A 14,156-nucleotide genomic window follows, 5' to 3' on the forward strand; every position below is an offset into this window, starting at 1 on the left:
GTACGTCGTGCCCGTATGCGTGCGTCGGGAGAGCTACGCGGTAACTCTGTCCGTGGCCGCGGTGGCTCCGTCGGTGGCGGTGGTGTCGTCGTCGAAGGTCATCTCGGGTGCGGGCCGGCGGAAGCCCTTGGTCAGGACGGCCAGGTAGACGACGCCGACCGCCAGCCATACGCCGCCGATCTGGAGTGCGACGTGGCCGAGCCTGGTGAGGAGGTAGAGGGAGACGCCGGCGCCGATGGCGGGCATCACCAGGTACGAGAAGAGGTGGAGGGTGCGGCCGTGTCTGCGCTCGCGGACCAGGTGGGCGATCACGCAGACGTTCACCAGGGTGAAGCCGAGGAAGGCGCCGAAGTTGATGAACGAGGTGGCCGTGGTCAGGTCGAGTTTCATGGCGATGACACCGGCGGCCGCGGTCAGCAGCAGGTTCGGGACGGGCGTGCCGGTCTTCCCCGACAGGCTGCCGAAGACGGCCTTGGGCAGTGCGCCGTCGCGTCCCATGACGTACATGAGGCGGGCGGCGGAGGCTTGCAGGGCGATACAGGAGGCGATGGATCCGGCGATGGTGACGAAGTTGATGATCTCGGCGTACGTCTCGCCGCCGACCTGGACCTTCAGGTGATAGGCGGCCGCGTCGACGTCGGCGAACTTTGCGCCGGGATGGACCAGTTGCATCACGAGGGACAGCACGATGAAGATCGCTCCGGCGGCGATGACGCAGCCGACGATGCCTCGGCCGATCGTCCTCGCCCCGCCCCTGGCCTCCTCGCCCAGCGTGGAGACGGCGTCGAAGCCGAGGAAGGAGTACGCGGCGATGGCGGCGGCCGCAGTGACCGCGCCGATCGACGTGCCGGAGTTCCAGAGGGCGTCCGTGGCGGGGGCGGAGGAGCCGTGCTTGCCGAGGAAGACGGTACACAGGGTGGCGAAGAGGACCAGCGACCCCAGAGCGATGAACATCAGGACCTTGTTGACGCGGTCCGCCAGCTTCATGCCGAAGACGTTGACGGCGGTGGTGACGCCCACCGAGAGGATCAGCCAGGCCCACTTGGGTACCTCGGGGAACTGGGCGTTGAAGTAGATCGCCGTGATCAGCCAGCCGACCATCGGGATGAAGAAGTAGTCGAGCAGCATCGCCCAGCCGGACAGGAAACCGATGCGGCTGTCGAGCATCCTGCGGGCGTAGGTGTAGACCGACCCCGCGCCGGGCACGGCGCGCGCCATCTTCGCGTAGCTCAGCCCGGTGAGCAGCATCGCGAGGGTGGCGACGGCGAACGCGGTCGGGGCCACGCCGCCGCTGGTGGCGGCGACCACACCGAAGATCGTGACGACGATGCCCGGGGAGATGTAGGCCAGGCCGAACAGGACGACGGACAGGAGGCTCAGGTCGCCCTTCAGTCTCATGCTGTTCCCGGTGGTCTCGCTGCTCATCGTGGCGGCTCCTCGGTGGTGTGGGCGGGGTTCCAGGTGGCGGGGTCGATGCGGCCCCCGTACAGCGGGAGTGCGAGGGCTGGGTCGCCGGGGCGGAACTGGTCCCAGATCCGGTTGAGACCGGCGGTGCCGTAGCGGCGGACGTTGCCGACCTCGTCGAGGTCGATCACGTCGGTGAGGGTGGAGTCGCCGGCATCGGTGGTTTCGGCGCGCACCGTGCCTTGTGGATCGATGAGGAGGCTGCGGCCGATCCCGGAGGGTGCGGCGGAATTGACGCTGGCGACGAAGACCTGGTTGGTGATGGCGTTGGCGCGGTTGAGGACGACTTCCTGCGCGCGGTCGCTCGTCGACGTGCGGACCACGTTGACGATCAGCTCCGCGCCCATCCAGGCCAGATGGCGGGAGATCTCCGGGAACCAGGTGTCGTAGCAGATGGACAGTCCGATACGGCCGACCCCGGCGAGGTCGACGACCTCGAACCGGTCGCCGGGTGTGGTCGTCTCGTACGGGCGCCACGGGAAAATCTTGCGGTAGGTGGCGATGCGCTCACCCTGGGGTGAATAGACCAGTGCCGTGTTGTGGACGCGGTCGCCCGCGCCTCGCTCGTAGACGCTGCCGGGCACCAGCCAGATGCCCAGGTCCCCCGCGAGCTGGGCGAAGGCCGCATCGCGTTTGCCGTCGAGCGGCTCGGCCCCCTTCTCCGGGGTGGCCGGGACGCCGGGGGCGCTCTCGCCGAGGTGCAGTTCGGGGTAGACGACGAGGGCGCCGGGTGCGCGCAGTCTCACGCGCCGCTCCACGTCGGCGGCGAAGCCTGCGAGGTCGTCGGCCGGACGGCCGGGCGCCTGGGCGAGGATCAGGGGCAGGGGGCGGGCCATGCGGGAACCAGCCAATCAAGAGGATCACTGTACGAGAAGAAGTCCTCGGAGATTCGGGTGCCGATAACCGCGAATTCCGATGCGACAAGAATGCAACCAGTCAGTCATAGCTTCAAATACTTGGTGGGATTGATTACCATGCCTTTGAGGCATGAAGGTGTCATGTCTTCTCCGTCTCCCGAGGGACCACCGCCATGGAACTCCGAGTGCTCCGCTACTTCCTGACCATCGTGGAGACCGGTTCCGTCACCAGGGCTGCCGAGGTCGTCCGCATCGCTCAGCCCTCACTGTCGCGCCAACTGCGCGGCCTGGAAGGGACCTTGGGGATGACGCTCTTCGACCGCGGCGGCAAGCAGCTGGTCCTGACGGCGGCCGGCCGGCGCTTCCTTCCGCTGGCCCGCGACCTGGTCGCCCGTGCGGACGCCGCCGAGGCCGCGGTCGGTGCGCTGGCCGCCGGTTGTGCCATGCGGATCACCGTGGCGGCGCCGCCCACCACCATCACCGACGTGATCGCGCCGTTCCTGGCCACCTGGGGGCCGGAGGATCCGCTCGTCACCGTGCAGGCGGAGAGTCCGGCACGTGCGTACCAGGCCCTTGCGAGGGGCGCCGACGTCGCCATCTCCTCGGCACCTCCGAGGCGGCGTTTCGCCGGGCTCCCGGTGGCCCGCCTGCCGCTGTGGGCCTACGTCCGCGCCGACCACGCCTGGGCGGGCCGGGACCGCGTCACCATCGGGGAACTCTCCGCGGAGCCGCTCATCGTCCTCACCCCCGCGCACGGCACCCGCCGCATCCTGGACCATGCCGTGCAGGACGCGGACGCCTCGTACGACATCGTGCTCGAATGCGACACCCCGCACGTCGCACAGGCCATGGCGGCTTCGGGCCATGGTGTCGCGGTGGTCTCCGACGATCCCCGCTTCGACCTGCACCCGCTGCTGATCCTCGACAGCACGGGCGAACCGCTGCAGATCCACCTGCACGCGGCGTGGGACGCCGGCCACTACGCGCTGCGCAGCATCGAGGCATTCGCTACCGGCTTGTCGGCTTTCTGTGTCGAGCGGTACGGGCCACAGGTCGCCGCCCGCCGGTGAACCGCGGCGACGGTGCGGGACCAGGTGGCCAGCGGATGCGCAGTGCCGGAGGAGTCCGGCACCGCGGCGGTCATCGTGGCGTAGGCGACGGCCTTCGTCCGTTGTCGGACACGACGTCGCCGTCCGCCGTCCACGGCGACGCCGTGCCGGTCACGAAGCCGCCGCTGCCGAGCAGTCGTCCGGCCGTTCAGGTTCCGCCGTCTCCGCCGGTGACGGGCAGCTTGTACGCCTGCGCGGCCGCCGCCGACCAGCCGAACTCGTCGTTGTCGCTGAAGTAGTAGTACGTGGCGCCGTTGGGCAGCATCGCCACGGTGATGCCGCCGAAGCCGGACATGAACGGCACGTACACCGGGCTGGTGAACACCGGGTCGTCCGCCGAGGTGAACCGCCGGGCCCACAGGCCGTCCTGGTACTGGTACGTCCTGCCGGCCGTGTCGGCGGCCGTGGTGATGCCGCGGTGCGCCGGATTCTGCTGCATCGCGTCGGCGAGCATCGTCGGGTCGAGCATCTGCACGCCGTCGATCTTCCCGCCGTCGGCGTTCAGGAACCGGCTTACCTTGGCGATGTCGTCCTGCGTGTAGAACAGGCCGTACCCGCCGAACGGCTGCCCGGTGGCGCTGTTGCCGGTGCGCTCGGTGGTCAGCACGTCCGGGCTCAGGTGCAGCGGGACCAGCACCTGGTCGCGGATCCAGCGGTGGATGTCGCTGCCGGCGCCTGCCTTGGACACCAGGTAATTCTGCATCGCCCGGGCCAGCACGAAGGTGTCGGAGGAGTGGTAGACCCACTGCGTGCCGGGCGCGGCGGAGTGCGGGAAGGCCAGCGCGGCGGTCATCTTCGGCCCGTACGCCTCGGCGTCGAAGAACGCCGTCATGCCGCTGCCGGACTCGTCGGCCTCGAAGGCGCGGGAGGAGTAGTTGCCGGTGGCCATGTTCGCGGTGTCCTGGAACGTGACGCCGGTCCAGGCGGAGGTGTCCGCCTCGCCGACCCAGTCGCGGATCAGCTGCGACGGCACGGACGAGCCGTAGACCTGCGTCAGCCGCATCAGCACGATACCGGCGAACACCGTCTTGGCCAGCGAGAACGACGGCAGCACCATCTGGTTGCAGTACGGGTACGCGCCCCGGCGGGTCTGACACGCGCCGACGTAGTTGACTCCGCCGTAGGACACGCCGTACGTACTCAGCGCCGAGGCGGTGATGCCGCTGCCGAACGCGCTGGTGTCGACGCCGGCGTCCGGGTGGTCGGTGCTCAGCGCGCTGATCGGCTTGGCCGGGACGCGGTCGGCGACCTCGGCGGCGTACGCGTTCTGCAGGCGGGTGTCACCGGTCACGGTGTGCCGGGAGTAGGTCGCGCCGACCTGGCCCCACATGTCGAACTGGAAGTACTGGCACGTCTCGTGTGTGACCTGGTAGCGGACCTGGGAGATCGTGCTGCCGTCGAAGAGGAAGGCCAGCAGGCCGTTGTGCACGCAGTTGGCGTTGCGCTCGACCAGCGCGAAGGGCAGCGAGACACGGGTGCGGCCGCCGTCGCCGTTCTCGTTCCAGGCGCGGCCGCCCCCGACGATCAGGTTCCAGTACGCGCTCCCGGTGATCTGCAGGCCGCGGACGGCGGGGATGACGTGGCTGCCGTTCTGCACGAGGTCGATGCTCACCGGCGGCAGGTGCCTGAGCGCGGCGGTGGCCGCGTAGCCGTAGGTGTCCTTGATGGTGCGGAAACCGCCCGCTCTGGCCACGCCTCTGAGCGTCAGGGTGCCCTCGAAGGCGTGCGTCGGGGCGGCGGCCGCCGCGGGCAGCGCGAAGGCGTCGTTGGTGACGGTGCCGGTGGCCGCGCCGCCGGCCAGGGTGGCGGCGGTCAGCACCGACCTGGACACGGCGCCGCTGCCGGTGAGCGGATCACCGGGTACGGCGGTCGCGGCGTACGCGGGTCTTGCCGCCAGCGGTGAGAACGGCACGAGGGCCAGGGCCAGGACGAGCACGGTCAACACAGCCCAGCGGCGCCGGGCATGCAAGAAGAGCACGGTGAACTCCTCGGGAACACGAAGGGGTGATGCCCGCATTCTGGGGACGCACGGTGCTGCCGTCGAAGACCCATCGGGGTTCGACGGCATGCCTCGAAGGCATCGGCAGGGGTCGGAGGCCGGCCGGTCCGGCGTCCGCACTGCGGCCCAACTACCAGAGATGGCAGGTACGTTGGGGGAGACGACACAGCCGAGACGTTGCGCGACCGCCGGGCCGGCGGGGCGGGCGGGCCGCGCGGTGGGAGCCCGAGTGAGCGGAATCGCGCTGCCCGGCCGGGAAGCCGGCCCGACCTGTGTACGCCCGGCAGAACCCACCGGCCCATGACGCACCGCTCGTCCCCCACCTCAGAGGAACTGGAAGCCGCACGCCGACTGATCGCACGGCACCTGTCCCCCACTCCGGTCGACATGGGGGCGGGCACGGCCCGGGAACCGGTGCTGAAGCTGGAGAGTCTCCAGCCGACCGGATCGTTCAAGGTGCGCGGTGCCCTCGTCGCCCTGGCCGCCGCGCCACCGGAAGCACGGGTGGTCACCGCCTCCTCGGGCAACCACGCTCTCGGCGTCGCCTACGCCGCCCGGGTCCTCGGACGCAGGGCCACCGTCGTGGTCGCCGCGAACGCTTCCCCGGCCAAGGTGGAAGCGCTGCGTCGTTCGGGCGTCGATCTCGTCCAGGCCGGCAGCTCCTACGACGAGGCCGAGGCCTGCGCGCGTGAACTGGCGCGGGAGGGCGCCTCCTACCTCTCCGGCTACAACGATCCGCAGGTGATCGCCGGCCAGGCCACCATCGGTGGCGAACTCGACGTACAGGTCGGCGGGCCGATGACCGTGGCGTGCGGGGTGGGGGGTGGCGGCCTGGCCGCGGGCCTCGGACTGTGGGCGGCGACCCGGCCCCACGTGCGGGTCGTCGGGGTGGAGGTCGCCGTGTCCACGGCGGTGTCGACAGCGGTCACCGCGGGCCGGCGGATACCGGTCGAGGTGGGCACCACGCTCGCTGACGGTCTGGCGGGCAATATCGAGCACGGCTCGCTCACCATCGATCTGATCACCCGGCACATCGATGCCCTGGTCACCGTCACCGAGGCGGAGATCCGCACCGCGCTCCGCTACCTCGCCGCCCACCGAGGTTATGTCGCTGAGGGCTCCGGTGCCGTCCCCGTCGCCGCACTGCTGGCGGGCAAGGTGCCGGCGCACGGACGCATGGTGGCGGTGGTCTCCGGCCGCAACATCGGCTTGCCGACCCTGGCCGCTGTGCTGGCCCCGCCACCGGAGGCGGCCGTCGGCGTGCGGGAGGCGCCCCGGCCGCCGTCGACGGGGCCGGGCCCTGCGTGACAGCAGCCCTGGACGCGCCCTCCGGTGCGTCTGAGCGCGGCACGTACCCGGCGGGCCCTGGGGCTCACGCCCTGATCTGCCACTGACGGCGGTGCTCCGCGATGCCGGCCTCGGGTCCCTGGCGCAGGAGGCACAGCCAGACGCGGGCTGCCAAGGTCAGAGCCAGGACGGCTGTCCAGGGCCAGGTGACGACTCCTGCGGTCACGAGCGCGGCTCCGGCGCTCGGGGCCACCGCGGTCAGCGTCATCAACCCCAGGTCGAGCCTGGTGCGTTCGAAACGGCGGGCGATGGAGAACTCCGACCGTTCATAGCCGACGATCGCCACGCCGAGCGCGACGGCCAGCACCATGGTCGTCCAGGGATTGCCGCTGACCTGGGCATAGGTGACGGGAAGGGCGATCACAAGCGGCAGCACGCCCCCGTATTCGGACAGCACGTTGCCCCACTTCATCGTCCTCCCGAAGGAGTTCGCGCGGATGCGGGCCAGTTCCCCGGAGGCACTCGCGTAGACGATCAGGGAGAGCATGGTGCTGAACGTCGCACCGATGAGCAGCAGGCGGACATCGTCGGGGAAGCGGCTCGAGGTGAGCGCGAAGCCGAGGATGAAGGTGATGGCCGCCAGCAGCGACCCCGAGAAGGCGATGCCCGCGGCGGCCTCGCCGGACTGAAGGGAGGCGGGGTCGTCCCGTTCGAACCGGGCGATCTCGACGGCGGGCTCGCCGGCGAGCGTGACCAGCGCGGTCACGGCCTGGTCGGAGGCCGCGAGGGATTCCGCCAACTGTTCCAGCTCCGCGAGCGGAACCAGATGCCGGGCATCGGGGTCGACGTACTCGACCCGTATCTTGTGCTGGTACTGGATCCGCGGCTCGCTGTCCGCTCCGTTTCTGAGCATCCGGGTGCCGATGAACCCCGTGGCCAGCAGGAAGCGGGCCGCCTCCAGCTCCGTGACTCCCACGACCGCGGAGATCACCGGTCGTTCTGCGGGGTGGCGATGCGGAATCCTCTCCAGCATCTCTTCCAGCAGCAGGGACGCGATGCCCTGGCGCCGCATCCCGGCACGCACCACCACCGCGAACAACCGCACATGCCCGGGCGAGGGTGTCTCGGCAGCCGCGCAGCCCACCAGGGTTGCCTCGGTCTCGGCCACCTGCACCAGTCCGTGTGCCACGGCCTGGGCCAGCAGCCCGGTCGGCACGGCGGCCGTCTGCCGGCCGTCGGCCAGCAGAGCGCACAGCCGGGGCAGATCGGCCGAGGACGCCGGCCTGGTGGAGACAACCGCCATGGCACTCCGTTCAGGGGTTCCGCTCTGCGGCCGGCCCGCATCGGCCCGGCCCAGGCCGGCCTGGCCCGTCCCGGACACATCGGTCGCCAGCACATGATGCGGGACCCGGAGCCGCTCCACCAGAGGCACGTCGCTGTCGGAGCACCGGCCCCCGACCGGTCCCCGGAAATGATCAAGGGCCTGCGACTCTCACTGGCAGCCAGCGGGGAAGGCATCACCCATGACCTGGTCCTTGCCCGAGCCGATGCTGATTACGGCCGGTGTGTTCCGCTTCACCTCGCCCTCGGGCATGCTGCGGCCGGGCTCCCTCTCTGCACACGCCCCCCGCGGTTCGGCGCCGACGGCGCGTGGTCAGCCGCGACCTTCTCCGAGCACCTGGCCACCGGCACACCGGAGACGGCCAGAGCATGGCTCGCTGAGCGCGCCGGGACTGTCGCGGCCGCGGGCCGACCACCCGTCCGGGGCGCGAGCGGGCTCGTCGGCACGCGCCGGCAGACCGGTCGGAGAGGGCCGGTGATCGCATCCAGCGGCCCAACGGCCGCCAGTTCTTCCCCGCCGGCCAGCGCTGTCGGGTCGTTTACCGCTGCCACATAGCATCCCGCGGATGCGGGGCAGTCGAGGCAGCAGGACGTCGTCAGCGGGCACGGGGCCATCCCCGCAGGTGCGGGGAGCAGCTTCCAGCGACACGAGGGGTTCCCGGCGCCCGGGGGCCATCCCCGCGGGTGCGGGGAGCAGCAGTCCTCGCGGCGCGAGGTGGCGGTGGGCGGGGCCATCCCCGCGGGTGCGGGGAGCAGGGCATCGGGGGCGGTGTCCAGGTCGGTGAGGCGGGGCCATCCCCGCGGGTGCAGGGAGCAGATCATCTGGGGCCTGCGGTGGGCCTTCCGCTGGGGGCCATCCCCGCGGGTGCGGGGAGCAGATGCCCTGTGCGCCCCGAGAGCGGGCGATCGTGGGGCCATCCCCGCGGGTGCGGGGAGCAGCCCGGAGAGGAAGGGCCCGGCCGCAAGGGGGGGGCCATCCCCGCGGGTGCGGGGAGCAGCCCGCGCCGAGCGTGACCGCCTGCTGCACCAGGGGGCCATCCCCGCGGGTGCGGGGAGCAGACCCACATCCGGGGCCATCGTATCGCCTAGTCGGGGCCATCCCCGCGGGTGCGGGGAGCAGCGGGTCACCTGCGCGCCCGTGGCGGGCGCGGAGGGGCCATCCCCGCGGGTGCGGGGAGCAGACGACCGGCACCCAGTCGCTCACCCCGTACGAGGGGCCATCCCCGCGGGTGCGGGGAGCAGATCCCGCGATCGACAAGGAAAACCACTACAGGGGGGCCATCCCCGCGGGTGCGGGGAGCAGCGCGTGTTGCGCGCGCGGCCTGCCCGGGCGGGAGGGCCATCCCCGCGGGTGCGGGGAGCAGCGCGTGTTGCGCGCGCGGCCTGCCCGGGCGGGGGGGGCCATCCCCGCGGGTGCGGGGAGCAGCGCGTGTTGCGCGCGCGGCCTGCCCGGGCGGGGGGGGCCATCCCCGCGGGTGCGGGGAGCAGGGGACGGCTCCGGTTCGCTTGAGGCGTTCTACGGGGCCATCCCCGCGGGTGCGGGGAGCAGCGGATCACGGTCGTGATCTTGGTCCGCACCCGGGGGCCATCCCCGCGGGTGCGGGGAGCAGCTCGGCGCGCTCATCCGTGTGGCCAAGGAGAAGGGGCCATCCCCGCGGGTGCGGGGAGCAGGTCACGACCGCCTTCCAGGGCCACTATGCCCAGGGGCCATCCCCGCGGGTGCGGGGAGCAGGCACTGCACGGCAACTGTGAAGGGCGTCGATGAGGGCCATCCCCGCGGGTGCGGGGAGCAGTCCATCGCGCGCTTCCCCGCCCACTGCGCGACGGGGCCATCCCCGCGGGTGCGGGGAGCAGCGGGGCGATCAAGGACAAGCGGTCGCAGGATCGGGGCCATCCCCGCGGGTGCGGGGAGCAGGAGGCCGCGCGGTTCTGGAACTCCTGCGCCTGGGGGCCATCCCCGCGGGTGCGGGGAGCAGACTGAATGACCTGCGGTTTTACTGGTGCTGGGGGCGATTTCCGAGCACTTTCTCTGAGCCCGACAAATAGGGCATAGGTTTCCCGGTGTGCATCAGCCCCTCCCGAAGCGTCGGCGTTTGGCGGCCCTGCTCCAGCCGGGTGGTGGCCCGTTTTGTGGGGCCGGACCCGGGGCGGGTGCGTTCGGGTCGGGACGGCGGATCAGGGTGATGCCCTCGTGGTCGGCCGGATGCCAGGCGTGATCGTGGGTGCGGAAGGTGAAGCCCTGCTCGTTGTTGGTGGTGTGGGCCAGCAGGGCGCGGCCTTGCCCCGCGTACTGCTGGACCTCTGCCCAGAGGGCGTCGCGGATCCGGGCTGAGGGGTTGCCCACGAACACGCCGGCGGAGATCTCCAGCAACCAGCGCGTGAGGAAGCCGCGTAGTCCGGCCGGGCAGTTGGTGAGGACGATGACGGTCACCAGAGTTCGTCCCCGTAGTCGGGTCCGTCGTAATTGACGCCGGAGGCGACGTGGTGGTTGTGGTCGCTCTGGAGCGTGACGATGTCCCGGTCGTCCCCGGGGTCCAAGGGTGTGACCGTGTCGGGCAGCAGAAGGTGTTTGATGTCGTCGACGCACCGGTTCAGCAAGGATGTTTCGGTGATGCGGTCCCGCAGTGCACGGCGGGTGCGGGAGCCGACGTCCTCCTCGCCTTGTGCGGCCACGTCGAAGGCGAGCGGGATGCCGATTTCCGTCTTGTAGAGGTCGGCGATGTCCAGGACGAAGGACAGTTCATGGCCGGAGTGGATGAAACCGAGGGCCGGGCTGCATCCCAGGGAGGTGACGACGGCATGGGCGATGCCGTACATGCACTGGGCGGCGGCGGTGATGGCCTGGTTGACGGCGTCACCGCTGGTGAAGTCGCCGGGGGTGTAGCGGCGGCCCCGCCAGGGGACGCCGGTGCGGGTGGCCTGGGCCCGGTAGCAGTCCTTGAGTCGTCGTCCCTCGCGGCCGAGCAGTTCGTGCCTGGTCAGGCCGGCCGGGTCCTCGTCCGGGAAACGCAGCCGGTACATCTTGCGTGCCACGGCGAGGCGGCTGCGCGGGTTGGCCCACTGCCGGGCCTGGGCCTCCATGAGGGCGGAGGAGCGGCTGAGGGCGCGGCCGGAGGCGTAGTAGCGCACGCCGTGTTCGCCGACCCAGCAGACTGCCGCGCCGGTCTCGCCGAGCACGCTCATGGCCTGGTGGGTGACGCGTGTTCCGGGGCCGAGGAGGAGGGTGCCGATGGTCGCCGAGGGGATGTGGGTGGTGCCTTCGGCGTCCTGGGCGGTGATGGCGTTGGCGTCGCGGTGGACCGTGCAGCGTTCCAGGTAGACGAAGGAGAGTCGTTCGCCGGTGCGGGTGAGCTGGCGGGGAGTGAGTGCCGGACGCTGAGAGGGTGTGCTCATGGCGTTTTCGGGATGAGCTGGGTGAGGGGGGCGAGGGTGAGGAGGCCGCAGCCGTAGGCGCGGGCCCGGCCGATGCCCTGGGTGAGGGTGCGGCGCAGGGCGTCGGGGTCGGTGATCTCCATCCGTCCTTCGAAGGTGACGGTGACGACGGTGACCGGCTTGTCCCGTCGGCCGCCGGCGCTGCGGGTCTTGTCGAAGACGAGGGACCGTGTGTCCCGTATGGCCAGTTCGTAGCGGTCACCGGGGTGGGGTCGCTTCTGGTGGGTGGTGCCCTCGGGCAGGAGCCGCCGGTCGGCCGGTTTCTCGCAGACGCGGAAGCCGAGGCGTTTTTGGCGTTCTTCGTCGAGCAGCCAGCCCATCTGGTGGACGGGTGTGAGATGGGCGGTGATCTTGCGAGGTTCGCCTTCTTTGCGGCGGATGGTGTGTACGGGGTTCGCGGTCAGGCGGAATGCCCAGCGGTCACCGGTGGTCAGCCGGTCGAGGAGCGGGGCGTAGGGCCGGGTCTGCCAGCCGGGGTCGTCGGGGCCGGCTGCGGCGGGCCATCCGGCCTGCTCGACCAGGTGGGTCAGGTCGGGGCGCTCAGGGCTGACGATGAACAGCAGTACCTCAGCACGGGCCTGCTGGTCCAGACGCCACAGCACGCGCGGTGCGCCGGGCTGCGGGGTGTCGGAGGGCAGGATGTGCGGGAAGGACGACATGACGGCCGCGTGCATGGCCTGAGGCGAGGCAAGGAGGCGGCGGGCGCCGGGCCGCGCGGTGTTGACGCGGAAGCGGGTGATGAACATCAGGCGCTGTCCTCCTCCAGGACATCGAGGGCGGCGAACGGATCGTGCGCATCCAGCGGGACGGGGGCGGGCACGGCGGTGGTGGCGACGGTGCGCAGCGTGTGCCGCCGGTGGGCGGCGTCGAAGCTGACCGGCTGGTCGCGCAGGACGTCTGCCGCTGTGACGGGCTCGCCGGGGGCTGTCTCGCGCAGCACGGTCAGGCTCTGCGGGGCCGGGTGGCGCCTGCGGTACCAGGCGGATGCCTGCCAGGGCACACGCGTCAGTACGTCCTCCAGGCGGGCGTCCTCGTACAGTCCGAGGCCGACCGGTTCGGTGGGCGGGCAGGAACGTCGTCCGAGGTAGGGCGGGTACGCCGGGGTGCGCAGGGCGTCGCACAGGCTGGTGAGCAGGGCGTGGTCGCCTTCGACGGCGGCGACGAAGACGGCGTCGGCGAGGTAGAACCGTTCGGACAGCGGCATGGACGCGCCGGTGACCCCGTGGTGTGCGGTGTGGAAGTCCCGGACGCGGGTGCCGGGCTGGTCGACGCGGACGCCGAAGCGGAGCGCCCCCAAGGGGGCGAGGCGTGCGTCGTCGCCGCGTTCGATGCCGGCAGCCGCAGCGAGGAGGCCGACGACGCCGCTCTTGGTCGGGGCTGATTCGGTGGTGCGGCGGGTGAAGCGGGAGGAGGCGCCCCAGGACTGCAGGGGGCCGGCCAGGCGGAGGGCGAGGACGCCCGTACTGCTCATGCGGGCTTCTCCAGGCGCTCGGCGACGGCCTGGCCGACGGCGGCGGCGAGTTCGCGCTGTGTGCCGCTCTCGGTGCCGAGTTCGGCCAGCTTGAGCGTGGCGGGGCCGACGCGCAGGACCCAGGTGAGGGTGGTGTCGGGGTCGCCGTAGACGCGCTCGACATCGGTGGCGTAGGCGGCGAGCCGGTCGGCTGCCTCGCGCAGGTGGCCGCCGCCGTCGCTGCGGACCGGGTCCTCGAAGGCGGCGACGTAGCTGATCGGCCGGGTGGTGCGGAGCCTGACGACGACGGCGTCGGGCTGGGTGTGGTGCCCGAAGGTGCTGATCTTCCCGGTGGGCAGGGAGGAGACGAAGGCGTGCACGAACGCCTCGACGGCGCGGCGTACCGGCTCGGTGCGCGGTTCGTCCTCACGCAGGCCCTGGCCGAGGTTGGCGGCGAGCTGGTGCACACCGAGGGCGGCGTAGCGGTAGAGGGTCGCGGAGTTGAAGTCGACGGTGCCGATCATTCCGGCGCCGGTCTCCTCGTCTGTGTTCTCGTCGTCTACGGCGGTGTAGTAGTCGGACTCGTTGTCCACCCGGTGGACGCTGAGGGCGTGCGCGACCTGCACGGCGGCGTCGACGTTGATGTCGGCGACGTCGGCGACCATGCGGCCGAACAAGGCGATGTCCACGGAGTGACGGGTGTCCGCGAGTTCCTTGGCGCGGGCCTTGTTCTCCTTGGTCTTCAAAAACGCCGTGATGTCGGCGGCGCCCTCCAGAGCGTGGCGGGCCAGGCCGTCGAGCTGCCGGGAGCTGAGGAAGACCAGGTACTTGCTCTCAGGAGCGGGGGCGGGGCCTGCGTCCTTCTTCGCCTGATCGGCTTTCCGCCTGGGGACCTCCGTCTTGATGCCCGCGGCCTTGATGGTCTCGTCGGCGAGCGTGAGAGCCGTCTCCTGTCCGACGGACGGGTCGAGGGCGGTGATCCGGTCGGCCAGGAGCTCCACGACCTTCTTGGTCCGCACGCCCAGCTCGGCGGGGTCCAGGAGGTGCTCGTCCTTGAAGTAGGTGCGGATGGCCCGCTTCCACGCCTGGCTGGAGACACGAGCACGGGGAACGCCGCCGTAGACGGCCGTCTTGGGCGCGCCCGTGTCGTCCCGGTTGAGGTTGCTGGGCGGGACGGTCTGCAGGGCGTGTACGTCCAGGAAGATGCGGTTCACGAG

The 14,156-nt window shown here is 71.2% G+C and carries 11 protein-coding genes and 1 CRISPR repeat array; of the genes, 2 read left to right on the forward strand and 9 right to left on the reverse strand.

The annotated features are described in order from the left end of the window. Positions 1-33: 33 nt before the first annotated feature. Positions 34-1,425, reverse strand: a complete 1,392-nt coding sequence (locus tag ACZ4SV_RS07585) for an APC family permease (RefSeq protein WP_468002256.1) — start codon at positions 1,423-1,425, stop codon at positions 34-36. After that, positions 1,422-2,300, reverse strand: a complete 879-nt coding sequence (locus ACZ4SV_RS07590) for a carbon-nitrogen hydrolase family protein (protein WP_468002258.1) — start codon at positions 2,298-2,300, stop codon at positions 1,422-1,424. Before ACZ4SV_RS07590 ends, ACZ4SV_RS07585 begins: the two co-directional genes overlap by 4 nt. Before the next feature lie 194 nt (positions 2,301-2,494). On the opposite strand from ACZ4SV_RS07590, the gene ACZ4SV_RS07595 reads away from it, so the two are divergent. After that, the gene (locus ACZ4SV_RS07595; RefSeq protein WP_468002260.1) at positions 2,495-3,391 is read left to right on the forward strand and encodes a LysR family transcriptional regulator; all 897 of its coding nucleotides are present in this window, start codon (positions 2,495-2,497) and stop codon (positions 3,389-3,391) included. 187 nt (positions 3,392-3,578) lie between these two features. Here ACZ4SV_RS07595 and ACZ4SV_RS07600 read toward each other — a convergent pair whose 3' ends face one another. Beyond that, complete coding sequence (locus ACZ4SV_RS07600; RefSeq protein WP_468002262.1) at positions 3,579-5,408, reverse strand: serine hydrolase domain-containing protein; 1,830 nt, start codon at positions 5,406-5,408, stop codon at positions 3,579-3,581. A gap of 321 nt (positions 5,409-5,729) precedes the next feature. Between ACZ4SV_RS07600 and ACZ4SV_RS07605 the strand changes: the two genes are divergently transcribed. Continuing rightward, positions 5,730-6,737: a threonine ammonia-lyase gene (locus ACZ4SV_RS07605; protein ID WP_468002264.1), complete on the forward strand. Its 1,008-nt coding sequence runs from the start codon at positions 5,730-5,732 to the stop codon at positions 6,735-6,737. Positions 6,738-6,801: 64 nt separating this feature from the next. On the opposite strand, the gene ACZ4SV_RS07610 is transcribed toward ACZ4SV_RS07605, so the two are convergent. From ACZ4SV_RS07610 to cas7e, 6 genes are all read right to left on the reverse strand, one after another. Further along, positions 6,802-8,019: a GNAT family N-acetyltransferase gene (locus ACZ4SV_RS07610; RefSeq protein ID WP_468002266.1), complete on the reverse strand. Its 1,218-nt coding sequence runs from the start codon at positions 8,017-8,019 to the stop codon at positions 6,802-6,804. Between the two features lie 645 nt (positions 8,020-8,664). Then, positions 8,665-10,033: direct repeats of the CRISPR family, unit length 29 nt; unit sequence GGGGCCATCCCCGCGGGTGCGGGGAGCAG. A 92-nt stretch (positions 10,034-10,125) separates the two neighbouring features. Further along, positions 10,126-10,488, reverse strand: a complete 363-nt coding sequence (gene cas2e, locus ACZ4SV_RS07615) for a type I-E CRISPR-associated endoribonuclease Cas2e (RefSeq protein ID WP_468002268.1) — start codon at positions 10,486-10,488, stop codon at positions 10,126-10,128. Beyond that, the gene (gene cas1e / locus ACZ4SV_RS07620) at positions 10,485-11,450 is read right to left on the reverse strand and encodes a type I-E CRISPR-associated endonuclease Cas1e (RefSeq protein ID WP_468002270.1); all 966 of its coding nucleotides are present in this window, start codon (positions 11,448-11,450) and stop codon (positions 10,485-10,487) included. The genes cas2e and cas1e overlap by 4 nt, the downstream gene beginning before the upstream one ends. After that, complete coding sequence (gene cas6e / locus ACZ4SV_RS07625; protein WP_468002272.1) at positions 11,447-12,235, reverse strand: type I-E CRISPR-associated protein Cas6/Cse3/CasE; 789 nt, start codon at positions 12,233-12,235, stop codon at positions 11,447-11,449. The genes cas1e and cas6e overlap by 4 nt, the downstream gene beginning before the upstream one ends. Further along, positions 12,235-12,960 carry a type I-E CRISPR-associated protein Cas5/CasD gene (cas5e, locus tag ACZ4SV_RS07630; RefSeq protein ID WP_468002274.1) on the reverse strand — a complete coding sequence of 242 codons (726 nt, stop codon included), beginning with the start codon at positions 12,958-12,960 and terminating at the stop codon, positions 12,235-12,237. Before cas5e ends, cas6e begins: the two co-directional genes overlap by 1 nt. Next, positions 12,957-14,153 carry a type I-E CRISPR-associated protein Cas7/Cse4/CasC gene (gene cas7e, locus ACZ4SV_RS07635; RefSeq protein WP_468002276.1) on the reverse strand — a complete coding sequence of 399 codons (1,197 nt, stop codon included), beginning with the start codon at positions 14,151-14,153 and terminating at the stop codon, positions 12,957-12,959. The genes cas5e and cas7e overlap by 4 nt, the downstream gene beginning before the upstream one ends. Positions 14,154-14,156 lie beyond the last annotated feature (3 nt).

The organism is Streptomyces sp. NPDC027672, assembly GCF_055566335.1.